The following is a 23,044-nucleotide window of genomic DNA, read 5'->3' as shown; positions in this document are numbered from 1 at the left end:
ACGATGTCGTTCACCCTCTTTCCCGACGCCCGGGCGGCGCTGGCCCGGGACAGTCTCGCCGGCCTCTCCGTCGGCGACGCGCTGGGGGCGCTCTTCTTCGTCCCCGGCCGGCCGTCCGCGCCCTGGCACGACGACCTGCCAGCCGGCTCGTGGCCGTGGAGCGACGACACCGAGATGGCCTGCTCGGTGCTGGACACGCTCGTCACGCACGGCGAGATCGACCGGGACGCGCTCGCCGCCTCCTTCGCCACCCGGTACGACCCGGCCCGCCGCTACGGCGCCGGCGCGGTGGAAATCCTGGAGCTGATCCGTGCCGGCACCCCGTGGCCGGTGGCCGCCGCGTCGGCGTTCGACGGGCAGGGCTCATGCGGCAACGGCGCGGCGATGCGGGTCGGGCCGCTGGGCGCCTGGTTCGCCGACTCGACGGCCCGGGCCGCGGCGCAGGCCCGGGCCTCCGCCGAGGTCACCCACGCGCACCCGGAGGGGGTGGCGGGCGCCGTCGCGGTGGCGGTCGCCGCCTCGCTGGCCGCCCGCGCCCGGCTCGACGGGGTACGCCCCGAGCCGGCCCGACTGCTGGCCGCGGTCGCCGCCGCCCTCGACCCGGCCACCGAGGTGCACCGCCGGGTACGCCGCGCGGCCGGGCTGCTCGGCCGCCCGCTCGCCGAGGCCGTGGAGATCCTCGGCAACGGCTCGCGGGTGACCGCCCAGGACACGGTCGGCTTCACCCTCTGGGTGGCCGCCACCCGGCTCGACGACTACCCGACGGCGATCCAGGCCTGCGTCGAGGCGGGCGGCGACGTCGACACCACGGCCGCGATCGTCGGTGCGGTGGTGGCCGGGTACACCGGCGTCGGCACCCCGGGTGGCGTCCCCGACGGCTGGCTCGCCGCCCGGGAGCGGCTGCCCGACTGGCTGGGTTGACCTCAGCGCGATCCCGCCGGCTGGTCCGCCAGGACTCCCTCTGCCGAGCCGGCCGTGTCGCTCTCGTCCGGCGGGGTGCGGCCGTCGAAGGTCCAGGTCCGGGTTCCCGGTGCCGGGTCGACGGCGTCCGGCCCGGTGTCGGCGGGTCCCGCGGGCCGGCCGCGCCGCCGGCCCGCCGCCCAGCCGATCGCCGCCCCGCCGCCGAGCCCGATCAGCAGGCCGCCGCCGAGCAGCACGTCCCCGTTCAGCCCGTCGTCGTCCGCCGGCGGGGCGACGTCCGGGGTGGCCACCGCCGGCATCGCCCCGTGGTCGCTCATCGCCCCCGCGTCGCCGGTGCCGCCGTGGTGACCGGTCGCCGCCCCGCCGGCGGCGGGCAGCAGGGCCAGCGTGGGGGCCGGGTGCGCGCCGCCGGCCGGATCGGCCCAGCGCACCACCGTCCCGTCGGAGTACGTCTGCACCACCTCGAAGGCCATCCGCTCCGCCTGGGGCAGCGGGCCCATGGCGATCGAGAGCCGGGCCGGCCCGGGCTGCAGCTTCCCGGCGGCCCGGGTCCAGACCACCGAGGCGGTCACCGTGTCCACGCTGAACCCGTGGATGCCCTCCACCCGCTGCTCCGGCCGGCGGGTGGTGATCAGCGGTGCCCAACCGTTCACCGAGAGCGGGTAGACCTCACCGATCGGCGCGTCGGCGGGGAGCTTGAACTCGATCTTCTCGGTGCGGGCGCCCGGCCGCTCCTCCGGCACCACCAGGGCCAGTTCGACCGCGTCGCCCTGGCTCGCCTGGGTGGGCGTGGTCGTCACGCCCGCGGCGAGCGCCGCACCCGGCCAGCCCAGCAGCCCGGCCGCCGCCGCGGCCAGGACGAGTACGGTCCGACGGCTGCCGCCGCGGGTCGTCGTCATCCGTGCCCCCATCCGTCTCCAGGCGGCCGGCACCGGCTCCGGCCACACCCGGTAGTTCGGACGGGAGGCCGGAAAGGTTCAATCGGATCGCCGTCGTTCCCGCCAGGCAGGACACGGGGGCCGTTCCTTTCCCGACGACCGGGCGGAAACGGGCGGCAGATAGCATCGCAGGGGGCCGGATACCGGCCGCTTCCGTACCGTCTGCAGCTGAGGAGTCACCGTGTCCGCACCCCGTACCCCCGTCGTGGCCGACCCCGTCGTCGTCGCCGCCGGGACGACGGCTGCCGACGCGGTGGCCGCGGCCGGGCTGCCCGCCACCGGCCCGAAGGCGATCGTGGTGGTCCGCGACCCGCAGGGTCAGCTGCGCGACCTGGACTGGGCGCCGGCCGAGGAGACCACCGTCGAGCCGGTCAGCCTCGACTCGCCGGACGGGCTCAACGTGCTGCGCCACTCCACCGCGCACGTGCTCGCCCAGGCCGTGCAGGACGTCTTCCCCGAGGCCAAGCTCGGCATCGGCCCGCCGATCGAGAACGGCTTCTACTACGACTTCGCGGTGGCCAAGCCGTTCCAGCCGGACGACCTGGCCAAGCTCGAGAAGCGGATGCAGGAGATCGTCAAGTCCGGCCAGCGGTTCCGCCGCCGCCGCTTCGACAGCCTGGACGAGGCGAAGGCGGAGCTGGCCGCCGAGCCGTTCAAGCTGGAGCTGATCGACGTCAAGGGGGAGGGGCTGGACTCCTCCGAGGTGATGGAGGTGGGCGGCGGCGAGCTGACCATCTACGACAACCTCGCCGCCAACGAGGACAAGGTCTGCTGGTCGGACCTGTGCCGGGGCCCGCACCTGCCGAACACCCGGCTGATCGGCGCGTTCAAGCTGATGCGCTCGGCCGCCGCCTACTGGCGCGGTTCGGAGAAGAACCCGCAGCTCCAGCGGGTGTACGGGACCGCCTGGCCGACCCGGGACGAGCTCAAGGCGTACCTCAAGCTGTTGGAGGAGGCCGCCCGGCGCGACCACCGCAAGCTCGGCGCGGACCTCGACCTGTTCAGCTTCCCCGACGAGATCGGCTCCGGCCTGGCGGTCTTCCACCCCAAGGGCGGCATCATCCGCCGGGAGCTGGAGGACTACTCGCGCCGCCGGCACGAGGAGGCGGGGTACGAGTTCGTCAACACCCCGCACATCACCAAGGGCCAGCTCTTCGAGACCTCCGGGCACCTCCAGTGGTACGCCGACGGCATGTACCCGCCCATGGAGATGGAGGGCGCGAACTACTACCTCAAGCCGATGAACTGCCCGTTCCACAACCTGATCTACCGGTCCCGCGGGCGGTCCTACCGGGAGCTGCCGCTGCGGCTGTTCGAGTTCGGCTCGGTCTACCGGTTCGAGAAGTCCGGCGTGGTGCACGGCCTCACCCGGGTGCGCGGCATGACCCAGGACGACGCGCACATCTACTGCACCCAGGAGCAGATGGACGGTGAGCTGAAGTCCCTGCTCACGTTCGTGCTGCAGCTGCTGCGCGACTACGGCCTGGACGACTTCTACCTTGAGCTGTCCACCCGCAACCCGGAGAAGTCGGTCGGCACCGACGAGAACTGGGAGCGGGCCACCGAGGCGCTGCGGTCGGCCGCCGAGGAGTCCGGCCTGAACCTGGTGCCGGACCCGGGCGGCGCGGCCTTCTACGGGCCGAAGATCTCCGTGCAGGCCAAGGACGCCATCGGTCGGACCTGGCAGATGTCGACCATCCAGGTCGACTTCAACCTGCCGGAGCGGTTCGGGCTGGAATACCAGGCCGCGGACGGCAGCCGGCAGCGCCCGGTGATGATCCACCGGGCGCTCTTCGGCTCGATCGAGCGTTTCTTCGGCGTGCTCACCGAGCACTACGCGGGCGCGTTCCCGGCCTGGCTGGCGCCGGTGCAGGTGATCGGCATCCCGATCCGCGAGGACCACACCGACTACCTGCACGGCTTCGTCGCGGCGCTGCGGGCCGAGGGGATCCGGGCCCAGGTCGACACGGGCGACGACCGGATGCAGAAGAAGATCCGCACCGCCCAGCAGCAGAAGATCCCGTTCATGGTGATCGCGGGCGACGACGACGTGGCCGCCGGCACGGTCTCCTTCCGGTACCGGGACGGCTCGCAGCGCAACGGCGTGCCGATGGCCGAGGCGGTCACCCACGTGCTCGACGTGGTCGGCTCGCGCGCCAACTCCGGTCCGTCCGCGGAGAGCTGAGCCCCGACCTGCCGCAACTCGCCGCCGGTCAGGTGCCCGGCTCACCCCGGGCACCCGGCCGGCCGGTCCGGACGGGTGGAATCCACCGCGGTGACCGTAGGATCGGCGATGTGACTGGGGCGGAGCGGCACTTCCACGACGGCACGGACAGCGGCTTGGCGGACGGGCTCGACCGGCTCTGGACGCCACACCGGATGACGTACATCTCCGGCGACGACCGGCCCGAGGGCGGCTACGAGAAACCCACCGGCTGCCCGTTCTGCCTGGCGCCCGGGCTCGCCGCGGAGGAGAGCCTGGTGGTGGCCCGGGGCGAGCACGTCTTCGTGGTGTTGAACCTCTACCCGTACAACCCGGGTCACCTGCTGGTCTGCCCGTACCGGCACGTGGCCGACTACACCGAGCTGGATCCGGCGGAGACGATCGAGCTGGGCGTCTACACCCAGACCGCGATGCGGGTGGTCCGGCACGTCAGCAGTGCGCACGGGTTCAACCTCGGCATGAACCAGGGCGGGGTGGCCGGCGCCGGCATCGCCGCCCACCTGCACCAGCACGTGGTGCCACGCTGGGGCGGCGATGCGAACTTCATGCCGGTGATCGGCCGGACGAAGGTGCTGCCGCAGTTGCTCGCCGACACCCGTGAGCTGCTCGCCAAGGCCTGGCCGGCCTGAGCCGGGCCGGATCAGCGGCCCCTCAGGCGGGCCGGGCTCAGCGGCCCCGGAGGCGGGTCAGCCGCCGGCGGGTGGCGGCGGCGGTCCGTTCCGCGGCCTCGGCCCGGTCGACGGCCAGCCGGGCCCGCACGGCGAGCTGACGCAGCCGGCGCTGCACCATCCGGTCGCCGTGCCGGGCGATCCAGAGGCAGACCGCGGCCAGCGGCAGCTCGACCAGCGCGGCCAGCAGCACCGACAGCATCAGGTCCGGACCGGCCGGGGTGGTGGTGACGTCGAACCAGGCGTCCACCAGCAGCATGGTGGCGGTGCCGCTCGCGGCGACCACCACCTGCCGGTGGCCCCGGAAGGCGAAGAGGGCGGTCAGCGCCAGCATCGCCACCAGGCCCAGGTCGAAGCCCACCCAGGCGGCCCGGTAGTGCACCGCCACCGCGTGCCGGGGCAGGGTCAGCGCGAGGTAGCCGATCCAGGGCAGGGTGAGCAGCGCCAGCGCCGCGAAGGTGGGCGCCACCCAGCGGGGCGCCGGTCGTACCTCGGTCGCCCGCTCGATCTGATCCGCCGTGACGCTCATCCCGCCTCCGGCCGCTGTAGTGCCTCCCCGGCCGGGTCGCCAAACCACCCGCCCGCGCCGCGGGGCGGCGGTCGACCGGACGCCGCGTCTATGATCTTGAGCATGGCCCTGCTGCACCGCGCCACGCTGCGCCCCACCAAGCTCGAACTGCTGGCGGAGTGGCTGCCGAGCCGCCGCTGGTACCAGGGGCCGGCCGGCGTCGACGTGGAGCGGGTCGCCGGCTACCGGTTCGACGATCCGGCCGGAAAGGTCGGCATCGAGACGATGCTGGTCCGGGCCGGTGACGGGCCGGTACACCAGGTCCCGCTGACCTACCGGGACGCGCCGCTGGCCGGCGCCGACGGCTGGCTGGTGGGCACCACCGAACACTCGGCGCTCGGCCGCCGCTGGGTCTACGACGCCTGCGGCGACCCGGTCTACGCCGCCGCCCTGGCCGCCGCGATCCTCGCCGGGACGGGCCAGGCGGAGGAGTACTTCGAGGTCGACGGGGTCCGGGAGCGGCGTGCCCCGAGCATGGCCATCGACAGCAGCGGCACCGACGGCGCCGGCCTGCCCGAGGTGGGTACGCCCCGCCGGGTGGTCGACGCCGACCCGGCGCTGATCGTCACCGACACCGTCGAGCTGGCGGTGTTCCGCCGCCTGGACGGCGCCGCCCCGTCGACCGGCGTCGCGCTGACCGGCACCTGGGAGGGGCAGCCGACCCCGGTCCCGCTGGCGTACGCCACCCGGCGCTGACCGCCGCCGGTCACCGCGGCCCGTCGGCGCCCTCCGCCGTCAGCCGCGCCACCAGCTCCGGCCAGCTCTCCACCCGGTGCACGCCGGCCAGCTGCGTCCGGTGCGCCGCGACCTCGTCCGGCTCGGGCCGGAACAGGTAGCGCTGCGGCACCGAGTCGAGGTAGCCGAGCACCTCCAGCCGGTCGTCGACGAAGTGGGTCAGCCCCAGCCGCGCCGCGATCGGCGCCTTCTCCGGTCGGGTCCGGCAGAAGTGCAGCCGCTCCGGGCCGATCCCGGTGCGGGCGTGGAAGTCGTGGTGGGCCAGCCACTCCCGGGTCCGCCGCTCGGTGGGCTGCTCGCACGTACTCACCACGTACGCCGCGTCGAAGATGGGACTCAGCATGGCCAGCGCGTCGAACACCCCCTCCACCGGCGGCGTACGCAGGTAGTGCGGACCGAAGAACGAGGTGTCGTCATCCATGTCGGTGGCGGTGATGATCACGCCGCCGACGTCCACGCCCAGCCGTCGCATGTGGTCGATCATGCACGATGAGCCACGTTCTTGCCCTCCAGCGCGCTCGAGGTGGCACGATGCGGCGATGGCAGGAACCACACGGACGTTGGGTCGCAGCGGCATCGAGGTCAGCGCCCTCGGCATGGGCTGCTGGGCGATCGGTGGCCCCTGGGCCGAGGGCGTCCGCCCGCTGGGGTGGGGGGCGGTGGACGACGAGGAGTCGGTCCGCGCCGTCCGTCGGGCGCTCGACCTGGGCGTGACCCTCTTCGACACCGCCGACACGTACGGCGCCGGGCACGGCGAGCGGGTGCTCGGCCGGGCGCTCGCCGGCCGGCGGGACGACGCCGTGATCGCCACCAAGTGGGGCTACACCTTCGACGAGCGGTCCCGCCAGGCCACCGGCGAGGACACCTCGCCGGCGTACCTGCGCCGGGCGGTCACCGACTCGCTGCGCCGGCTGGACACCGACCGGATCGACCTCTACCAGCTGCACCTGGGCGACCTGCCGCTGCCACGGGTGGAGGCGCTGGTCGACACCCTGGAGGAGCTGGTCGCCGACGGGCTGGTCCGGGCGTACGGCTGGAGCACCGACCGGGCCGACCGGGCCGGCGCCTTCGCCCAGTCGGCGCCGCACGCGACCGCCGTGCAGCACACCCTGTCGGTGCTGCGGGACGCCCCGGCGATGCTGGAGGCCTGCGAGAAGCACGACCTGGCCAGCGTCAACCGAAGTCCGCTCGGGATGGGGCTGCTCACCGGCAAGTACACGACCGCGTCGACGTTGCCCCGCGACGACGTGCGCGGCGTCGCCCCGACCTGGCTGGAGTGGTTCCGGGGCGGCCGGCCGGCGCCGGAGTGGCTGCGCCGGGTGGCCGCCGTGCGGGGCGCGCTGACCGCCGACGGCCGGACCCTGACCCAGGGCGCGCTGGGCTGGATCTGGGCGCGCAGCGGGCGCACGGTGCCGATTCCCGGCTGCCGTACCGTCGCCCAGGTCGAGGAGAACGCCGCCGCACTGCACCTGGGCCCGCTGGCGCCCGACCACTTCGCCGAGGTCGAACGCCGGCTGGCCGCCCTGCGCACGGCGGCCCTGCGGGACGCCGACCGCCCCTACTGGCCGATGCCCCCGGTGCCCGCCGCGCGCCCCTGACCCGTCAGCCCTGGTTCGGGTGTTCCTTGCGGGCCTGGTCGGCGAGGTGGGTGGGCATGGGGTCGTGCCGGACGAACCGGCGGCGGAAGGTGCCGGTGCCGGCCGTCATCGAGCGCAGCTCGACGGCGTAGCGGAGCAGTTCGGTGGCGGGGACCTCGGCCCGGACCACGGTGCGAGCCTCGGCGTCCGGGTCGGGCTCGGTGCCGAGCACCCGGCCGCGGCGGCCGGACAGGTCGCCCATCACCGCGCCGACCGAGGTGTCGGGCACCCGGATGGTGACCTCGTCCACCGGCTCCAGCAGCGCCGGCTGGGCCTTCTCCGCCGCGTCGCGCAGGGCGAGGGACCCGGCGGTCTGGAACGCCGCGTCGGAGGAGTCGACGCTGTGCGCCTTGCCGTCGACCAGGGTGACCCGCAGGTCCACCACCGGGTGCCCGGCGACCAGGCCGCGTTCCATCTGCGCCCGGACGCCCTTCTCCACCGACGGGATGTAGTTGTGCGGCACGGCCCCGCCGACCACCTTGTCGACGAACTCGAAGCCGGCGCCGCGGGGCAGCGGCTCCACCTCGATGTCGCAGACGGCGTACTGGCCGTGGCCGCCGGACTGCTTGACGTGCCGGCCGTGACCCCGGGCCGCGGTGGTCAGCGTCTCGCGCAGCGGCACCCGGACCGGCTCGGTGTCCAGCTCGACGCCGCCCGCGCGCAGCCGGTCGAGGACGACGTCGGCGTGCGCCTCGCCCATGCACCAGAGCACGAGCTGGTGGGTCTCCGGGTTGCGCTCCAGCCGCAGGGTGGGGTCGCCGGCGACCAGCCGGGCCAGGTTGCGGGCCAGGGCGTCCTCGTCGGCCCGGCTCTTCGCCACGACCGCCACGGGCAGCAGCGGCTCGGGCATCTCCCACGGCGCGATGAGCAGTGGCTCATCCTTGGTGGAGATGGTGTCGCCGGTCTCCGCGGTGCCCGACTTGGTGATCGCACAGATGTCACCGGCGACGCAGGCGGTCACCTCGCGCAGGGTCGCGCCGAGCGGGGTGTAGATGTGCCCGACCCGCTCGTCGGCGTCATGGTCGGGGTGCCCGCGTTCGGCCATGCCGTGCCCGGACACGTGCACCACCAGGTCGGGACGGAGCGTGCCGGAGAAGACCCGGACCAGGGAGACCCGCCCGACGTGCCGGTCGACGGTGGTCTTGACCACCTCGGCGACCAGCGGGCCGTCCGGGTCGCAGCTCAACGGCGGTCGGGGTGAGCCGTCCACCCCGGTGATCTCCGGCAGGTCGTGCTCCAGCGGCGACGGGAAGGCCGAGACCAGCCCGTCGAGCAGGGCGTCCAGGCCGACGCCGGTCTCCGCGCAGACCGGCACCACCGGGTAGAAGTGCCCTCGGGCGACCGCCTTCTCCAGGTCGGTGATGAGCACCTCGGTGTCGATCTCCTCGCCACCGAGGTAGCGGTCCATCAGGGTCTCGTCCTCGCTCTCGGCGATGATCCCCTCGATCAGCTCGTCGCGGGCCTCCAGGATGGCCGGCAGGTGCTCCGGGTCCGGTTCCCGGACCACGGCGGGCAGGCCGGCGGAGTAGTCGAAGACCCGCCGGGTGATCAGCCCCATCAGCCCGGCCACCGACACGCCGTCGTCGCCGAGCATCGGCAGGTAGAGCGGGAGCACGTTGTCGCCGAAGACCCGCTGACAGAGCGCCACCGCCTCGTCGAAGTCGGCGCGCGGGTGGTCCAGCCGGCTCACCGCGACGGCGCGCGGCATGTCGACGGCGGCGCACTCCTCCCAGAGGGCGGCGGTGGCGGCGTCCATCCCGTCGACGGCCGAGACGACGAAGAGCGCCGCGTCGGCGGCCCGCAGGCCGGCCCGCAGCTCGCCGACGAAGTCGCCGTAGCCGGGGGTGTCCAGGAGGTTGACCTTGACGGCGCGGTGCAGCAGCGGGGCGCAGGCCAGGCTCACCGAGCGCTGCTGGCGTACCGCCGCGGGGTCGTGGTCGCAGACCGTGGTGCCGTCGGCGACCGTGCCGGCCCGGCCGATCGTGCCGCTGGCGGCCAGCAGGGCCTCGACCAGGGTCGTCTTGCCGGCCCCGGAGTGCCCGACGAGCACCACGTTGCGAACCCTGTCGGGCTCGGTCACCACCGGTGCGGTGCCGGTGGTCCCCTTCTCCGTGTTCTTCTGCGCCATCGCGGCGCACCTCCCTCAGCCGGTGGTGGGTGGCGACCGCCGCGCGCGACGGGGAAGCGGGCCCGAGCGGGTGCCGCGGCGATATCCTCCGGTGGTCTGCTGGACGACGAACGGTCAACGGGCGGGTCGGTGAGCTGGCTCACCCCCCACACCCGATCTCACACCCGTCATCGACCCGACACAAGCCTCCGACGGGCGGGTCGGACGACCGGCCGTATCGCCGGACGCCGCCGGCCGTTATCGTGGGACCGCCATGGCGAAGATCTTCCAAGTGACGGCCCGCGCGGGGATGACCCGCGTCGTGGAGCCGGTCGCGCGCGGACTGCTCCGCGCGGGTGTGTCCCCCAACGCGGTCACCGTGACCGGCACCGTCGGCGTGCTCGCCGGCGCCTTCGGTTTCGGCGCTCGCGGCCATCTGGTCGCCGGCGCCGTGATCGTCACGGTGTTCGCCCTCACCGATCTGCTCGACGGGACGATGGCCCGGATGAGCGGCGGCTCCACCCGGTTCGGGGCCTTCCTCGACTCGAGCATGGACCGCGTCGCCGACAGCGCCGTCTTCGGCGCGGTCGCGTACTGGCTGGCCACCCAGGGTGACCATGCCGGAACGGCGGCCGCGCTGATCTGCCTGGCCGCCGGCGGGCTGGTCTCCTACGTGAAGGCCCGGGCCGAGGGGCTGGGGATGACCTGCAACGTGGGCATCGCCGAGCGCACGGAGCGGCTGCTGATCGTCGGGGTGGGCGGTGTGCTCACCGGCCTCGGCGTCCCGCTGGCCCTGGAGATCGCGCTCTGGGCGCTCGCCGCCGTGTCGATCTTCACGGTCGGGCAGCGGATGGCCCACGTGTACCGGCAGGCCCAGCTGGTCGGCCGGGAGTGAATCTCACCGAACTCGGCTACGTCGCCGGCTGGCGCCTGGTCCGGGCGTTGCCCCGGCCCGTCGTGGCGGCGGCCTTCCGGGCGGGCGCCGACCGCGCCGCCCGGCGCAACGGCGGGGGTACGGCCCGACTGCGCGTCAACCTGCGTCGGGTGGTCGGCCCCGAGCTGCCCGAGGCCGACCTGGACGCCCTGGTCAAGCAGGGCTTGCGCTCGTACGCCCGGTACTGGATGGAGGCGTTCCGGCTGCCCGCGCTGAACCGGGCGCAGATCCTCGCCGGCTTCCGGCTGGACCCGGCCGGGGTGGACATGCTCGCCGGCGACGTGGCCGCCGGTCGGGGCGCGGTGGTCGCGCTCCCGCACGCCGGCAACTGGGACGCCGCGGGCGCCTGGGTGGCGGCCACCGGCTGGCCGATCACCACGGTCGCCGAGCGGCTCAAGCCGGAGGCGCTCTACGAGCGCTTCCTCGCCTTCCGCCAGGGCCTGGGCATGGAGATCCTGCCCACCCACGGCGGCCCGCGGCCCGCCTTCGACGTGCTGGTGGACCGGCTGCGGGCGGGCGCGGTGGTGCCGCTGCTGGCGGATCGGGACCTCTCCGCGCGCGGCATCGAGGTCGACTTCTTCGGCGGCCGGACCCGGATGCCCGCCGGCCCGGCGCTGCTCGCGATCCGGACCGGCGCGCCGCTCTACATCGCCTCGCTGTGGTACGAACCGGACACCGCGTGCGCCTCGCTCGAGGGCCCGATCCCGCTGCCCGATCCGGACTCGGCACCGCTGGACGCCCGGGTCCGGGTGCTGACCCAGCGGATTGCCGACGGTCTGGCGGCGGGCATCGCGCGGCATCCGGAAGACTGGCACATGTTGCAGCGGATGTGGCGCGACGAGCGGGTCGCCGCCCCCGCCACCGGTACGGCCTGACGGGAAGGGCGCCTACGTGCGGATCGGCATCGTGTGCCCGTACTCCTTCGACGTCCCCGGCGGGGTGCAGAACCACGTCATGGACCTGGCCGAGGCGCTGCTCGGGCTCGGTCACGAGGTGAGCGTGTTCGCCCCGGCGGACGAGGACTCGACGCTGCCGCCGTACGTGGTGTCGGCGGGGCGGGCGGTGCCGCTGCCATACAACGGGTCGGTGGCCCGGATCGCGTTCGGGCCGGTCTCCACCGCCCGGGTGCGGCGCTGGATCACCCGGGGCGACTTCGACGTGCTGCACGTGCACGAGCCGTTGACCCCCAGCCTGTCGATGCTCGCGGTGCTCTGCGCCCGCGGCCCGGTGGTGGCCACCTTCCACACCGCGATGACCCGCTCCCGGGTGCTCGCCGCGGCGCAGGGCGTGCTGCAGATCCTGCTGGAGCGGATCACCGCCCGGATCGCGGTCAGCGCGCTCGCCCGCAAGGTGCAGGTCGAGCACATGGACGGCGGCGCGGTGGAGATCCCCAACGGGGTGGCGGTGGCGAAGTTCGCCGGCGTCGAGCCGTTGCCCGGCTGGCCGGGGGAGTGCGGCCCGGGCACCGGCGGCACGCTGGGGTTCCTCGGCCGGTTCACCGAGGCCCGCAAGGGCTTCCCGATCCTGCGGGACGCCTTCGTGGCGCTCGCCCCGCACCGGCCCGGCCTGCGCCTGCTGGTGGCCGGCCCGGGTGACCCGGACGACCTGTTCGGGCGGTTCCCGGCCGAGCTGCGGGACAGGGTGACCTTCCTCGGCATGGTCTCCGAGCCGGACAAGGCGCGGATGCTGCGCAGCGTGCACCTCTACGTGGCGCCGAACACCGGCGGGGAGTCCTTCGGGATGATCCTCACCGAGGCGCTGGCGGCGGGCACCACGGTCGTCGCCAGCGATCTGGACGCGTTCCGCCGGGTCCTCGACGGGGGTCGGGCCGGCCGGCTCTTCCCGACCGGCGACCCGGTGGGGCTGCGGGCCGCGCTGGCCGAGCTGCTGGACGATCCGGCGGGCCGGGCCGCGCTGACCGCCTGCGGCGACCAGGTGGTGGCCCACTACGACTGGCCGGTGGTGGCCCGCCGGGTCGTGGAGGTGTACGCGGCGGCCATCGAGGCCACCGACGGTCGGGTCATGGACCAGGAATGGGCGGGGCTGGGCGGGACGGTGTGACCACTACGATGCCGCACATGTGGTGGGTGGTGGTCGCGGCGGTCGTCGTCGGCCTGGTCGTGGCGTACCTGATCTGGACGGCCGGCCGGGTGGAACGGCTGCAGGCCCGGGCGGAGTCGGCGGCCCGGGCGCTGGACGCGCACCTGCTGCGCCGCGCGGCGGCCGCCGCGGTGCTGGCCGAGCGGCGCTACGGCGTGGAGCTGTACGCGGCGGCGCGGATCGCCCTGGACGCCGTGCCGGAGGAGCGGGAGGCCGCCGAGAACGACCTCACCCGGCAGTTGCGTTCGGTCCGGCTGGACCCGGCCGACCCGGCCTGCGAGTCGGTGATCGCGGCCAGCCGCCGGCTCGCGCTCGCCCGGCAGGTGCACACCGACCTGGTCCGCGACGCCCGGACGGCGCGCAGCCGGCCGGTGGTGCGGCTGTTCCGGATGGGGCGCCGGCACGACTGGCCCCGCTACTTCGACATCGACGACCCCACGCTGGCGACGCCGGCGGACGTCCCGGCCGGCTGAGCGCCGCATCGGCCCGGTCACCGACCGACTGGGTGGAATGTCCCGTATTGCCGCGGGGTCTCCGCGCGGTGATGGCGGCCACAGTGCAGGCCACCGTGGGTCTGATTGGCTGTGGGAGTGGCGTTGACCCCGTCGTAGCATCAGTCGTAAGCCACCCCCTGAGCACGTCCGAGGAGCGATAACCCGTGCCCGAAACCACCTCCCCGAACGCCAACGGCACGCCCGTCGTCGGCACCGCCCGCGTGAAGCGCGGCATGGCCGAGATGCTCAAGGGCGGCGTGATCATGGACGTGGTCAACGCCGAGCAGGCCAAGATCGCCGAGGACGCCGGCGCCGTCGCCGTGATGGCGCTCGAGCGGGTCCCCGCCGACATCCGCGCCCAGGGCGGCGTGTCCCGGATGAGCGACCCCGACATGATCGACGGGATCGTCGCGGCCGTCTCCATCCCGGTGATGGCCAAGGTCCGGATCGGCCACTTCGTCGAGGCGCAGATCCTCCAGTCGCTCGGTGTCGACTACATCGACGAGTCCGAGGTGCTGACCCCGGCCGACTACGCCAACCACATCGACAAGTGGGCGTACACCGTCCCCTTCGTCTGCGGTGCGACCAACCTGGGCGAGGCGCTGCGCCGGATCACCGAGGGCGCCGCCATGATCCGCTCCAAGGGCGAGGCCGGCACCGGTGACGTCTCCAACGCCACCACCCACATGCGCAGGATCCGGCAGGAGATCCGCCGGCTCCAGTCGCTGCCCTCCGACGAGCTGTTCGTCGCCGCCAAGGAGCTCCAGGCGCCGTACGAGCTGGTCAAGGAGATCGCCGAGACCGGCAAGCTCCCGGTGGTGCTCTTCACCGCCGGTGGCATCGCCACCCCGGCCGACGCCGCGATGATGATGCAGCTCGGCGCCGAGGGCGTCTTCGTCGGCTCGGGCATCTTCAAGTCGGGCAACCCGGCCCAGCGCGCCGCCGCGATCGTCAAGGCCACCACCTTCCACGACGACCCGGACGTGCTGGCCAAGGTCTCCCGCGGCCTCGGCGAGGCGATGGTCGGCATCAACGTCGACGAGATCCCGCAGCCGCACCGGCTGGCCGAGCGGGGCTGGTGACGGTGGGCGGGCCCACCATCGGTGTGCTCGCCCTCCAGGGTGACGTCCGCGAGCACGTCGCGGCCCTGACCGGCGCCGGCGCGGACGCCCGCCCGGTACGCCGGCCGGCCGAGCTGGACGCGGTCGACGGACTGGTCATCCCCGGGGGCGAGTCCACCACCATCAGCAAGCTCGCCGACATCTTCGAGATGCGCGAGCCGATCGACAAGCGGATCGCCGGCGGGATGCCGGTCTACGGCTCCTGCGCCGGCATGATCATGCTGGCCACCGAGGTGCTGGACGGCCGGCCCGACCAGCGCGGCTTCGCCGGCATCGAGATGACGGTGCGGCGCAACGCGTTCGGCCGACAGGTCGACTCCTTCGAGGCGCCGGTGGAGATCACCGGGGTCGAGGGCGAGCCGTTCCACGCGGTGTTCATCCGGGCGCCGTGGGTCGAGTGGGTCGGCGACGGCGTCGAGGTGCTCGGCCGGGTCACCGAGGGCCCGGCCGCCCAGCGGATCGTGGCGGTCCGGCAGGGCAACCTGGTGGCCACCTCGTTCCACCCGGAACTCACCGGTGACCTGCGGCTGCACCGCTTCTTCGTGGAGCTGGTGCGCGCGGCCTGAGCCGGACGACCGGGCCCCCTTCCGCTTTGGTCGGGGGCCCGGCCCACGCCCGGACCGGTGCGCATGTGACACCGCACCACCCGACCTCGGTAGGATTGCCGCGGTTCGGCTGGGCGCACCGCCCGTCGCAGCCCTCCACCCGACCGCCCGCCGGTCCCGGCGGTGGAGCTGGCGCGGACAGTCGACGCAGGCGTGGGTCAACAGACGGAGGTATGAGATGTCCGGCCACTCAAAGTGGGCGACCACCAAGCACAAGAAGGCCGTCATCGACGCCAAGCGCGGCAAGATGTTCGCCAAGCTGATCAAGAACGTCGAGGTCGCGGCCCGCACCGGCGGCGGAGACCCGGCCGGCAACCCGACCCTCTTCGACGCCATCCAGAAGGCCAAGAAGAACTCGGTGCCGAACGACAACATCGACCGCGCGGTCAAGCGCGGTTCCGGCCTGGAGGCCGGCGGCGCCGACTGGCAGACCATCATGTACGAGGGTTACGGCCCGAACGGCGTGGCGATGCTGATCGAGTGCCTCACCGACAACCGCAACCGCGCCGCCACCGAGGTGCGTACCGCGCTGACCCGCAACGGCGGCTCGCTCGCCGACGCCGGCTCGGTGTCGTACATGTTCTCCCGCAAGGGGGTGGTGATCGTCCCCAAGGGCGGCACGACCGAGGACGACGTGATGATGGCGGTCCTCGACGCGGGCGCCGAGGAGGTCAACGACCTCGGCGAGGCGTACGAGGTGGTCTCCGAGCCGACCGACCTGATCCCGGTCCGCACCGCCCTGCAGGACGCCGGCATCGAGTACGAGTCGGCCGAGTCCGCCCTCATCCCCAGCGTGAACGTGCCGCTGGACGAGGAGGGCGCTCGCAAGATCTTCAAGCTGATCGACGTCCTGGAGGACTGCGACGACGTGCAGAACGTCTACGCGAACTTCGACGTCTCCGACGACGTGATGGCCGCCGTCGACGCCTGATGCCGGCCGATCCCGCCCGCCGGTCACGATGAGCGTCCAGGCCCGCCCCGCCCCGTGCCGGGCGGGCCTGGACGGGTCTGGTCAGCCGGCGGCGAAGCGGCGGGCGACCGCGTCGAAGGCCGCCTTGCGCCGCAGCGTGCCGTCCGGCAGCACCGCCACCAGGCCGTAGCCGGCGGTGTCCAGGTCGTGCTCCGGATCGTCGGCCCGGTGGGGGTAACTGAACGCCGCGTACGTGAAGACGAAGGCGCCCTCGACGCCGGCCCGATCGGCCCGGTCGAGCAGGGCGCCCACCTCGTCGGCCTGGGCCCGCTCGTCCCGGACCACCGGCTGGCGCAGCCGGGGCGGGTCGGTGTCGCGGTCGACCACGGTCCAGGCGGTCGCGCCGCGCTCGGCGGCACCGGCGAAGGTGGTGCAGCCCAGTTCGGTCCCCGGCCACGCTGTCGCGCAGGAACAGGGTGGCCTCCCAGCCGGCGACCAGCACCACCTCGGCGCCGTCGACCCGCAGTCGTTCGGCGTCGTCCGCGCAACGGGCCAGGTGGGCCAGGGCGGCGCCCGGGGCGGCGTCCGGCAGGCCGGGGGAGAGCCAGACCGCCAGGCCCGCCTCGGCGGCGGCCCGCGCCGCCGGCCGGAGCCGGTCGGGGTCCTGGCCGATCAGCCGTACGGCGGTAGCGCCCAGCTCGGTCGCGATGACCCGCAGGTCCCGGGTGACCTGGTCCGGGTCGAATCCGGGGCGGGAGTGCCGGCCCGGCAGCAGCTCGACCCCGGTGTCGTAGACGACGCCGCGGACCCGCATGGCTCCTCCTTATCGATACACCGTATCGCTGCGGATAGACTCTAGCGCCATGAGCGTCGTCTGGGAACGCCCGGAGCCGGCCCGTCGACACCGGCCCCCACTGGACCGCCCGGCGATCGTCGCCGCCGCCTGCGAGGTGGCCGACGCGGGCGGCCTCGGCGCGCTGACCCTGCGCGGGGTCGCGGCCCGGCTCGGGGTGCCGCCGATGCGGCTCTACCGGCACCTGGGCTCCCACGACGACCTGCTCGACCTGGTCGCCGACGCGGTCTGCGGCGAGATCGCCCTGCCCGGGCCGGACGTCGGCGACTGGCGGGCCCGGCTGCGCGCCTTCGCCGCCGCCACGGTCGCCGTCGCCCGCCGCCACCCCTGGTTCGTCCCGCTGCTCGGCAGCCGCCAGCCGTACGGGCCGCACGGGCTGGCGTACTCGGAAGGGTTGTACGCCGCCCTGGACCGGCCGGGCCTGCCCCTGGAGACGCTGATGCACGCCGCGCACGCCTTCCTCGGCTACGTCGTCGGCCAGCTTCACCTGGAGTTGCTGCGGGTGCCGCCCGGGCAGGACGCGCACGTGCCGACGCCCGCGCAGCTGGCCTACCTCGCCCGGGCGGTCGGCGACGGCCGGCACCCGACGCTGGCCCGGCTCTTCTTCGAGGGCCGGCAGCTCGACGCGGCCGAGGCGTTCGACGCGGGGTTGGAGATCGTCCTCGACGGCATCGCGGCGAAACTGGGCTGACCGGCCATCTCGTTCCCCGTACCCTGCCGGCATGCTCGTCCCCGACCTGCCGGTCCGCACCGACCGCCTCGACCTGCGGCTCTTCACCGCCGACGATCTCGACGCCCTGCACGGCTACCAGTCCCGCCCGGATGTCACCCGCTACCTCTGCTTCGCACCGAACGACGAGGCCGAGAGCCGACGGGCGCTGGCCCGCAAGCGCGCCCGGGTGGCGCTGCGCGCCGAGGGTGACGTGTTGAACCTGGCCATGGTGCTCCGGGAGACCGGCGCGGTGATCGGCGACGTGCTGCTGATCTGGACGAGCGCGGCGCACCGGCAGGGCGAGATCGGGTACGTGCTGCACCCCGACCACGCCGGCCACGGGTACGCCACCGAGGCGGCGCGGGCGATGCTGCGCCTCGGCTTCGACTCACTCGGCCTGTACCGGATCGTCGGTCGGCTGGACGCCCGCAACACCGCCTCGGCGCGGGTGCTGGAGCGGCTCGGTATGCGGCGCGAGGCGCACCTGCGGGAGAACGAGTTCGTCAAGGGGGAGTGGACCGACGAGCTGGTCTACGCGCTGCTGGCGCGGGAGTGGCGGGCCGAGGGCTGAACCGGCCGCCGGCCCGGCGCCCTGAAGTGCGCCGGGTCGGGACACCGCGTCAGGGGCGGTGCCGGCGGGCCTTGACGACGCTCTCCATCAGGTCCCAGACGGTGATGGCGGCGACCACCACCACTGCCGTCCGGGCGACGGTGCCTACCCCGCCCTCGCGCAGCCAGTCGACGCGCGCGACCAGGTCGGGGTTGAGCAGCCGGTCGGTGAGCAGCAGCCAGCTCACCGCGGCGGCGAAGGCCAGGTCCAGCGCGGCGTTGACCGCCACCAGCCGCCAGGTCCACCGCCCGGTGCGGTACTTCGCGACCTCCAGCGCCAGGGTGGCCACGAGGAGCACGACGAGGACCGGCAGCCACGACCGCCAGAGCGCCGGGTCGAGGATCGGGACCCGGCGGCCGTCGGTGTCGGCGACCCAGGACTGGAAGTGCTGCCAGGGCAGGAAGGCGAGCAACAGCAGCACCAGGGCGATCGACGCGCAGGCGTCGGTCAAGGTGACGTCCCGCTCGGCGGGCCCCTCCGGCAGCTGGTCGACGGTCCACTCGGGCAGGTCCGGCGCGGCGTTGGTCCGTTCCAGCACGGCGAAGCTCACCGTCACCCAGAAGGCGATCTGCACGCCGGTCTGGAAGGCGGCCGCGATCCCCGCGCCGATCGCCGCGCCCGGCTGGTCGCCGACCGTCGCCTTGAGCACCCCGACCACGACGCCGACCAGCGCGGGTACGACGGTGAGCAGCCCGCGCAGCACCCGCTGCCAGACCAGGTAGTACGCCGGGCCGATCAGCTGGAGCCGGCGGTCGGCGTAGCGGGCGGCGAGCCGCTCCGGGTGGCCCAGCTCGGTGAGGACGGCCCGCTCGGCGGTGGCCGGGTCCTGCCCGGCGCCGGTCCGGTCCTCGATCATGTCCTCGATGGCGGCGCGCAGTTCGGTGGCGATCTCGGCGCGGCGGGGCGCCGGCGCCGCCCGCAGGGTGGCGGCGAGGTAGCGGTCGGTCATGCTGTTCATCGGTCCACTCCTTCGATCAGCCCGGTGACGGAGACCTGCACGGCGGCGAGTTCGGCGAGGAGCCGCCCCAGCACCGTCTCGCCGTCGGCGCTGGTCCGGTAGAACTTGCGCGGCCGGCTCTCCTCGGTGTTCCACTCGCTGGTCAGCAGCCCCTGCTCCTCCAGCCGCCGGAGCAGCGGATAGAGGGTGTTGGCGTCCACGCCGAAGCCGTGCCCGGCGAGTCGTTGCAGCAGCGCGTAGCCGTAATCGGGACGGCGCAGCGCGACCAGGCTGGCGACCACGACGGTGCCGCGCCGCAACTCCTGGAGGTGGGTCCGCAGGATCTCCTCGCTAACCATGCCTCACACGATAGTGTGTGGCACACACTATTGTGGTTCTCTGCGGCGACACGGCCCACCGGCCGGACACACCGGTGGCCTCGGCCACCGGTGTGTCCGGCCGGACGGCTTCTCCGCCGACGCCCCGTCGGGGCCCGTCAGCAGGACCGGCCCTCCCGGAAGGCCCGCTCGACGAAGTCCGCCCGTCCGACCTGGAAGTAGCCGACCCCGGGGCGGATCGGGTGCCCGGTGTACAGCTCGACCCGCTCGCCGATCCGCACCAGGTACGCCGAGGCGTCACCGGCGTCGTTGCTGATCATGGCGCCGCGCGGCCCGTAGATCTCCTCCAGTTGAGCGAAGGACATGCCGACGCTCGCCCCGGCCGGCGAACGGGGCGGAGCGGTGGCGGTACCGACCTCGACCAGCCGCCCGTCGCGGAAGGCGAGCAGGACCACGCCCGCCCAGTCGCCGGTGACCCCGGCGCTGACCACGCCGTCGCAGCCGGTGACCGTCCAGTCGATCAGCCCCGCCGCCGAGAGCCGGGCCAGGCTCGCGCCGATCCGGAACGGTCCGGCGCCCCGGACGCTGAGCAGGTCGAGCCGGCCGGCGCGGTCGCCCGCCCCGGCGAGACGGCGGAGGTCGGTCCGCGGCAGCGGCGCGGCGGCGATGCCGGCCGGCCCCTCGGCGGCTACGCGGACGCCGACGCCGGTGGAAGCCCGGCTGCCGGCCGCGGCCGGGCCGGACGTGACGGCCGGCAGCAGGACGGCGGCCAGGGCCAGCGCCCCGGTGAGGACGGTGGACGGGAGACGGTTCATGACGGAACTCCTTCGGTGTGGGTCTGACGTCCTGTTGGTCTCCGCGACGGCCGCATCGGTTCGTCGGGTTTCCGACCCGCGCGCCCGCCGTCGGCCGGACGCCGGTCACCGCGGTCCCCGCCGGCCCGCCCCGCCGGTTACCGTCGCAAGGGGACTGCCGACGGGGGTGGGGCGATGAGCACACCGGCGTGGATCGGGTCCTACCGGATCGAGCGGCTGCTCGGGGCGGGATCCTTCGCGACCGTCTGGCTCGGCCACGACCCGGTCCTCGACTCGCGGGTGGCGATCAAGGTGCTGGCCGACAACTGGAGCCACGACCTGCGGGTCCGGGAGCGGTTCCTGGACGAGGCGCGGCTGCTGCGACGGCTCGACCATCCCCGGCTGACCCGGGTGCACGCCGTCGGCGAACTGCCCGACGGCCGCCCGTACGCGGTGCTTGCCTGGGCCGAGGGCGGCAGCCTGCGGGACCGGCTGGCCGCCGGCCCCCTGCCGGTGGCGGACGCCCTGGACCTGCTCGACCAGATCGCCGCCGGGGTCGCGGTCCTGCACCGGCACCGGGTGGTGCACCGCGACCTCACCCCCGGCAACGTCCTCTTCGCCGCCGGCCCGGGCGGCGAGCGGGTGCTCATCGCCGACCTCGGCCTGGCCAAGGCCCTCGCCGCCGCGTCCGGGCTGACCGCCCGCGCCGGCACGCCCGGCTACATGGCCCCCGAACAGGACGATCCGCTGGCCGTGGTGGACACCCGCAGCGACGTGTTCGGGCTGGGGCGGCTCGGGCTCCGGCTGCTCGGCGAACCGGACGGCGGCCCCGGCCCGGCGCGGCGGTGGGAGGACGGCGTACCGGCGGCGGTGACGGCGGTGCTGCGCCGGGCCACCGCGCACCGCCCGGCCGACCGCTACCCGGACGCCGGCGCCTTCCGGGCGGCGCTGCGCCACGCCACCGCACCGACCGGCCCCCAAGAGGTCGTCGGCCGTCCCGGTGTGCGTCGGCAGCTCCGGGGCCGGCGACCCGCGGCCCCGCCGCCCCGCACCGCGCGGGGGCCGGCCCACCAGTTCGGCCTCGTCGGGGCGGGTGCCCTCGCGCTGGCCATGCTGGGCATGGCGGCCGGAGACGCGGGCCCGCCCCGCCCCGACGCCACCCGCGCGACGAGCGGGCCGGTCAGCGTCGCCCTCCCGGTGGGCTGGCGGGCCGCCGGCGCCGGCTGGGCCGGGCAGTACGGCGACGACGGGCAACTGGAGCCCGCGCTCGTCGTCTCGGTCGACCCCGACCGGTGGGCGGCCGACCCGGACGTGCCGGGCGCCTTCGTCGGCCTCTCCACCAGCATCGCCCGGCGGACCACCCCGGAGGGCTTCGTCGCCGAGCGCCCGCACGCGGGTTGCGCGGCCGCGCCGCTGCGGCGGACCCGGCAGGCGGGGATCGACTGGGTGGTGGCCCGGTACGCCTGCCCGGCGGGGCGGCCGGTGCTGGTCGAGGCCGCCGGCCTCGCCGCCGGCCGGGCCGGCCTGCTGTACGTGCAGCTCGCCCCGCCGGCGGGCAGCGGGACGGAATTCGTCGACGCGCTGCTGGCCGGGGTGCGGGTGCGCCCGGGCTAGACCACCACCACCGTGACCGTGTGCGCCGTACCGTCCTGCGGGATGGTCACCCGGACCGTGCCGGCGCGGACGAAGCGGATGTCCACCACGCCCGCCTCGTAGGTGCGCGAGACCAGGTCCTCCCGGTCCACGGTGACCTCGCCCGGCCCGATGCCCTGGATGCGCAGCACCCCGCCGGCGGACAGGCAGAGGGACGTGAACAGCGCCAGTTCGGTCTCGGCGAGGACCAGGTCGTAGCGGACCGGGCCGAGGCAGGCGCTCGGTCGCGGGCTGGGCGAGGGTGTGGGCGCACCCCGGCTCCTGCTCGGTGCGGGCGGGGCCGGCACGGCCGGTCGGGGCACCACCGCGCGCGTGGTCGGCGCGACCGGGGTGGTCGTGGTGGTCGGGCCGGGTCCGATGGACGTGACCGGCGCGGCGGTGGTCGACCCGGTGGCCGCGGCGGTGGCCGGTTGCACCGGCAGCGGGGCGACCGAGGCCTGGCCGCAGGCCGCCACCGGCGCGAGCCCGGCCAGGAGGACCAGCAGGCCCCGCCGCCGGCGCCCCGGCTCACCCATCGGACAGCCGCTGCCGGACCTGTCGGCGGGCCAGGTGGACGCGGGACTTCACGGTCCCCTCCGGCACGTCGAGCAGGGCCCCGATCTCGCGGTAGTTCAGCCCGAGCACGTCGCGCAGGGTCAGCGCCTCGGCGAGTTCGGGGCGCACCGCGTCCAGCGCGTCGAGCAGGTCGAGCCGGGTGCCGGCGACCACGCTGGTGCGCCGGGGGTCGGGCCGGTCGGGCAGCGGCACGCCGTCGGCCTCGACCAGCCAGCGCCGGCGCAGCGCCCGGTACGTCGAGCGGGCCCGGTTGGCGGTGAGCCGGTACAGCCAGGTGTGGAACGAGGACCGTCCCTCGAACCGGGTGATTCCCCGGGCCAGCGCCAGCAGCGCGTCCTGGCACGCCTCCTCGGCGTCCTCCCGGTGCGGCAGCAGGCGGGCGCAGAGCCGCAGCACCTCGGGGCGTACCGCCGCCAGCAGCGCGTCGACCGCGCCCGCGTCACCGCGCGCGGCCGCACTGGCCAGGCCGTCGATGTCGTCAGCGAGGAGCATCAGCGCTCCCTGTCAGCCGGTGTTCCGTGCCGTCCAGGCTACGGCCGCACGGGCCTTCCCGGGTTGTCCGAGTCAGGCAGCCGACCCGGCCACGGTCACCCCGGGGCCGCCCCACGGGAGATCCACACCACCCGGCGG

The 23,044-nt window shown here is 74.7% G+C and carries 25 protein-coding genes; 15 read left to right on the top strand and 10 right to left on the bottom strand.

Annotated features, from left to right (window positions below; translation table 11 throughout):
- Positions 1 to 3 precede the first annotated feature (3 nt).
- The gene (locus tag V6U81_RS03880) at positions 4 to 921 is read left to right on the top strand and encodes an ADP-ribosylglycohydrolase family protein (protein ID WP_334484427.1); all 918 of its coding nucleotides are present in this window, start codon (positions 4 to 6) and stop codon (positions 919 to 921) included.
- Between the two features lie 2 nt (positions 922 to 923).
- On the opposite strand, the gene V6U81_RS03875 is transcribed toward V6U81_RS03880, so the two are convergent.
- The gene (locus V6U81_RS03875; RefSeq protein ID WP_334484425.1) at positions 924 to 1,820 is read right to left on the bottom strand and encodes a DUF1775 domain-containing protein; all 897 of its coding nucleotides are present in this window, start codon (positions 1,818 to 1,820) and stop codon (positions 924 to 926) included.
- Between the two features lie 220 nt (positions 1,821 to 2,040).
- On the opposite strand from V6U81_RS03875, the gene thrS reads away from it, so the two are divergent.
- The gene (thrS, locus tag V6U81_RS03870) at positions 2,041 to 4,044 is read left to right on the top strand and encodes a threonine--tRNA ligase (RefSeq protein ID WP_334484423.1); all 2,004 of its coding nucleotides are present in this window, start codon (positions 2,041 to 2,043) and stop codon (positions 4,042 to 4,044) included.
- Between the two features lie 110 nt (positions 4,045 to 4,154).
- Complete coding sequence (locus tag V6U81_RS03865; RefSeq protein ID WP_420883963.1) at positions 4,155 to 4,712, top strand: HIT family protein; 558 nt, start codon at positions 4,155 to 4,157, stop codon at positions 4,710 to 4,712.
- A 37-nt stretch (positions 4,713 to 4,749) separates the two neighbouring features.
- Here the strand turns inward: V6U81_RS03865 and V6U81_RS03860 are convergent, their stop codons facing one another.
- The gene (locus V6U81_RS03860; RefSeq protein ID WP_334484421.1) at positions 4,750 to 5,280 is read right to left on the bottom strand and encodes a hypothetical protein; all 531 of its coding nucleotides are present in this window, start codon (positions 5,278 to 5,280) and stop codon (positions 4,750 to 4,752) included.
- Positions 5,281 to 5,382: 102 nt separating this feature from the next.
- Between V6U81_RS03860 and V6U81_RS03855 the strand changes: the two genes are divergently transcribed.
- A complete protein-coding gene (locus V6U81_RS03855; protein ID WP_334484419.1) occupies positions 5,383 to 6,015 on the top strand; it encodes a CG0192-related protein in 633 nt (210 codons plus the stop codon).
- 10 nt (positions 6,016 to 6,025) lie between these two features.
- On the opposite strand, the gene V6U81_RS03850 is transcribed toward V6U81_RS03855, so the two are convergent.
- Entirely contained in the window at positions 6,026 to 6,526 is a 501-nt protein-coding gene (locus V6U81_RS03850; protein ID WP_334484417.1) for a hypothetical protein, read from the bottom strand.
- A 67-nt stretch (positions 6,527 to 6,593) separates the two neighbouring features.
- Here V6U81_RS03850 and V6U81_RS03845 point away from each other — a divergent pair, with 67 nt between their 5' ends.
- Positions 6,594 to 7,652, top strand: coding sequence for an aldo/keto reductase (locus V6U81_RS03845; RefSeq protein ID WP_334484415.1), 1,059 nt, complete (start codon positions 6,594 to 6,596; stop codon positions 7,650 to 7,652).
- Between the two features lie 4 nt (positions 7,653 to 7,656).
- Here the strand turns inward: V6U81_RS03845 and V6U81_RS03840 are convergent, their stop codons facing one another.
- Entirely contained in the window at positions 7,657 to 9,819 is a 2,163-nt protein-coding gene (locus V6U81_RS03840; protein ID WP_334484413.1) for an elongation factor G-like protein EF-G2, read from the bottom strand.
- Between the two features lie 253 nt (positions 9,820 to 10,072).
- On the opposite strand from V6U81_RS03840, the gene pgsA reads away from it, so the two are divergent.
- From pgsA to V6U81_RS03805, 7 genes are all read left to right on the top strand, one after another.
- The gene (gene pgsA, locus V6U81_RS03835; protein ID WP_334484411.1) at positions 10,073 to 10,693 is read left to right on the top strand and encodes a phosphatidylinositol phosphate synthase; all 621 of its coding nucleotides are present in this window, start codon (positions 10,073 to 10,075) and stop codon (positions 10,691 to 10,693) included.
- Entirely contained in the window at positions 10,690 to 11,607 is a 918-nt protein-coding gene (locus V6U81_RS03830) for a phosphatidylinositol mannoside acyltransferase (RefSeq protein WP_334484409.1), read from the top strand. The genes pgsA and V6U81_RS03830 overlap by 4 nt, the downstream gene beginning before the upstream one ends.
- Positions 11,608 to 11,623: 16 nt before the next feature.
- On the top strand, positions 11,624 to 12,793 hold the full coding sequence (locus V6U81_RS03825; protein WP_334484407.1) for a glycosyltransferase family 4 protein: 1,170 nt from the start codon (positions 11,624 to 11,626) through the stop codon (positions 12,791 to 12,793).
- An 8-nt stretch (positions 12,794 to 12,801) separates the two neighbouring features.
- A complete protein-coding gene (locus V6U81_RS03820) occupies positions 12,802 to 13,305 on the top strand; it encodes a hypothetical protein (RefSeq protein ID WP_334484404.1) in 504 nt (167 codons plus the stop codon).
- 185 nt (positions 13,306 to 13,490) lie between these two features.
- The gene (gene pdxS, locus V6U81_RS03815) at positions 13,491 to 14,408 is read left to right on the top strand and encodes a pyridoxal 5'-phosphate synthase lyase subunit PdxS (RefSeq protein WP_334484402.1); all 918 of its coding nucleotides are present in this window, start codon (positions 13,491 to 13,493) and stop codon (positions 14,406 to 14,408) included.
- A 2-nt stretch (positions 14,409 to 14,410) separates the two neighbouring features.
- Positions 14,411 to 15,013 (top strand): pyridoxal 5'-phosphate synthase glutaminase subunit PdxT, encoded by a 603-nt coding sequence (pdxT, locus tag V6U81_RS03810; RefSeq protein WP_334484400.1) that lies wholly within the window; start codon positions 14,411 to 14,413, stop codon positions 15,011 to 15,013.
- Between the two features lie 217 nt (positions 15,014 to 15,230).
- Positions 15,231 to 15,983, top strand: coding sequence for a YebC/PmpR family DNA-binding transcriptional regulator (locus V6U81_RS03805; RefSeq protein ID WP_334484398.1), 753 nt, complete (start codon positions 15,231 to 15,233; stop codon positions 15,981 to 15,983).
- 81 nt (positions 15,984 to 16,064) lie between these two features.
- Here V6U81_RS03805 and V6U81_RS03800 read toward each other — a convergent pair whose 3' ends face one another.
- Positions 16,065 to 16,349: a hypothetical protein gene (locus tag V6U81_RS03800; protein ID WP_334484396.1), complete on the bottom strand. Its 285-nt coding sequence runs from the start codon at positions 16,347 to 16,349 to the stop codon at positions 16,065 to 16,067.
- A gap of 476 nt (positions 16,350 to 16,825) precedes the next feature.
- Between V6U81_RS03800 and V6U81_RS03795 the strand changes: the two genes are divergently transcribed.
- Positions 16,826 to 17,506 carry a TetR/AcrR family transcriptional regulator gene (locus V6U81_RS03795; protein ID WP_334484394.1) on the top strand — a complete coding sequence of 227 codons (681 nt, stop codon included), beginning with the start codon at positions 16,826 to 16,828 and terminating at the stop codon, positions 17,504 to 17,506.
- A gap of 31 nt (positions 17,507 to 17,537) precedes the next feature.
- The gene (locus tag V6U81_RS03790; RefSeq protein WP_334484391.1) at positions 17,538 to 18,098 is read left to right on the top strand and encodes a GNAT family N-acetyltransferase; all 561 of its coding nucleotides are present in this window, start codon (positions 17,538 to 17,540) and stop codon (positions 18,096 to 18,098) included.
- 49 nt (positions 18,099 to 18,147) lie between these two features.
- On the opposite strand, the gene V6U81_RS03785 is transcribed toward V6U81_RS03790, so the two are convergent.
- The 3 genes from V6U81_RS03785 to V6U81_RS03775 form a co-directional block, all read right to left on the bottom strand.
- The gene (locus V6U81_RS03785; RefSeq protein WP_334484389.1) at positions 18,148 to 19,095 is read right to left on the bottom strand and encodes a permease prefix domain 1-containing protein; all 948 of its coding nucleotides are present in this window, start codon (positions 19,093 to 19,095) and stop codon (positions 18,148 to 18,150) included.
- A complete protein-coding gene (locus V6U81_RS03780) occupies positions 19,092 to 19,433 on the bottom strand; it encodes a PadR family transcriptional regulator (protein ID WP_334484387.1) in 342 nt (113 codons plus the stop codon). Before V6U81_RS03780 ends, V6U81_RS03785 begins: the two co-directional genes overlap by 4 nt.
- A 137-nt stretch (positions 19,434 to 19,570) precedes the next feature.
- Positions 19,571 to 20,227: a hypothetical protein gene (locus V6U81_RS03775; RefSeq protein ID WP_334484385.1), complete on the bottom strand. Its 657-nt coding sequence runs from the start codon at positions 20,225 to 20,227 to the stop codon at positions 19,571 to 19,573.
- Between the two features lie 174 nt (positions 20,228 to 20,401).
- On the opposite strand from V6U81_RS03775, the gene V6U81_RS03770 reads away from it, so the two are divergent.
- On the top strand, positions 20,402 to 21,820 hold the full coding sequence (locus V6U81_RS03770; protein ID WP_334484383.1) for a serine/threonine-protein kinase: 1,419 nt from the start codon (positions 20,402 to 20,404) through the stop codon (positions 21,818 to 21,820).
- Here the strand turns inward: V6U81_RS03770 and V6U81_RS03765 are convergent.
- Positions 21,817 to 22,374 carry a hypothetical protein gene (locus V6U81_RS03765; protein WP_334484381.1) on the bottom strand — a complete coding sequence of 186 codons (558 nt, stop codon included), beginning with the start codon at positions 22,372 to 22,374 and terminating at the stop codon, positions 21,817 to 21,819. The two genes, V6U81_RS03770 and V6U81_RS03765, sit on opposite strands and share 4 nt — an antisense overlap.
- Positions 22,367 to 22,906, bottom strand: coding sequence for an RNA polymerase sigma factor (locus V6U81_RS03760; RefSeq protein ID WP_334484379.1), 540 nt, complete (start codon positions 22,904 to 22,906; stop codon positions 22,367 to 22,369). The genes V6U81_RS03765 and V6U81_RS03760 overlap by 8 nt, the downstream gene beginning before the upstream one ends.
- Between the last annotated feature and the right edge of the window lie 138 nt (positions 22,907 to 23,044).

This window comes from Micromonospora lacuserhaii, from assembly GCF_036902735.1.
Classification (GTDB): domain Bacteria; phylum Actinomycetota; class Actinomycetes; order Mycobacteriales; family Micromonosporaceae; genus Micromonospora.
Note: the sequence above shows the minus strand (reverse complement) of the source record. Positions and strands in the feature narration are given on the sequence as shown.

Coding starts and splice junctions, on each gene's coding strand:
- V6U81_RS03880 (WP_334484427.1), top strand. CDS start 4: ATGTCGTTCACCCTCTTTCCCGACGCCCGGGCGGCGCTGGCCCGGGAC.
- V6U81_RS03875 (WP_334484425.1), bottom strand. CDS start 1,820: ATGACGACGACCCGCGGCGGCAGCCGTCGGACCGTACTCGTCCTGGCC.
- V6U81_RS03860 (WP_334484421.1), bottom strand. CDS start 5,280: ATGAGCGTCACGGCGGATCAGATCGAGCGGGCGACCGAGGTACGACCG.
- V6U81_RS03855 (WP_334484419.1), top strand. CDS start 5,383: ATGGCCCTGCTGCACCGCGCCACGCTGCGCCCCACCAAGCTCGAACTG.
- V6U81_RS03850 (WP_334484417.1), bottom strand. CDS start 6,526: ATGCGACGGCTGGGCGTGGACGTCGGCGGCGTGATCATCACCGCCACC.
- V6U81_RS03845 (WP_334484415.1), top strand. CDS start 6,594: ATGGCAGGAACCACACGGACGTTGGGTCGCAGCGGCATCGAGGTCAGC.
- V6U81_RS03840 (WP_334484413.1), bottom strand. CDS start 9,819: ATGGCGCAGAAGAACACGGAGAAGGGGACCACCGGCACCGCACCGGTG.
- pgsA (WP_334484411.1), top strand. CDS start 10,073: ATGGCGAAGATCTTCCAAGTGACGGCCCGCGCGGGGATGACCCGCGTC.
- V6U81_RS03820 (WP_334484404.1), top strand. CDS start 12,802: ATGCCGCACATGTGGTGGGTGGTGGTCGCGGCGGTCGTCGTCGGCCTG.
- V6U81_RS03805 (WP_334484398.1), top strand. CDS start 15,231: ATGTCCGGCCACTCAAAGTGGGCGACCACCAAGCACAAGAAGGCCGTC.
- V6U81_RS03795 (WP_334484394.1), top strand. CDS start 16,826: ATGAGCGTCGTCTGGGAACGCCCGGAGCCGGCCCGTCGACACCGGCCC.
- V6U81_RS03790 (WP_334484391.1), top strand. CDS start 17,538: ATGCTCGTCCCCGACCTGCCGGTCCGCACCGACCGCCTCGACCTGCGG.
- V6U81_RS03785 (WP_334484389.1), bottom strand. CDS start 19,095: ATGAACAGCATGACCGACCGCTACCTCGCCGCCACCCTGCGGGCGGCG.
- V6U81_RS03780 (WP_334484387.1), bottom strand. CDS start 19,433: ATGGTTAGCGAGGAGATCCTGCGGACCCACCTCCAGGAGTTGCGGCGC.
- V6U81_RS03775 (WP_334484385.1), bottom strand. CDS start 20,227: ATGAACCGTCTCCCGTCCACCGTCCTCACCGGGGCGCTGGCCCTGGCC.
- V6U81_RS03770 (WP_334484383.1), top strand. CDS start 20,402: ATGAGCACACCGGCGTGGATCGGGTCCTACCGGATCGAGCGGCTGCTC.
- V6U81_RS03765 (WP_334484381.1), bottom strand. CDS start 22,374: ATGGGTGAGCCGGGGCGCCGGCGGCGGGGCCTGCTGGTCCTCCTGGCC.
- V6U81_RS03760 (WP_334484379.1), bottom strand. CDS start 22,906: ATGCTCCTCGCTGACGACATCGACGGCCTGGCCAGTGCGGCCGCGCGC.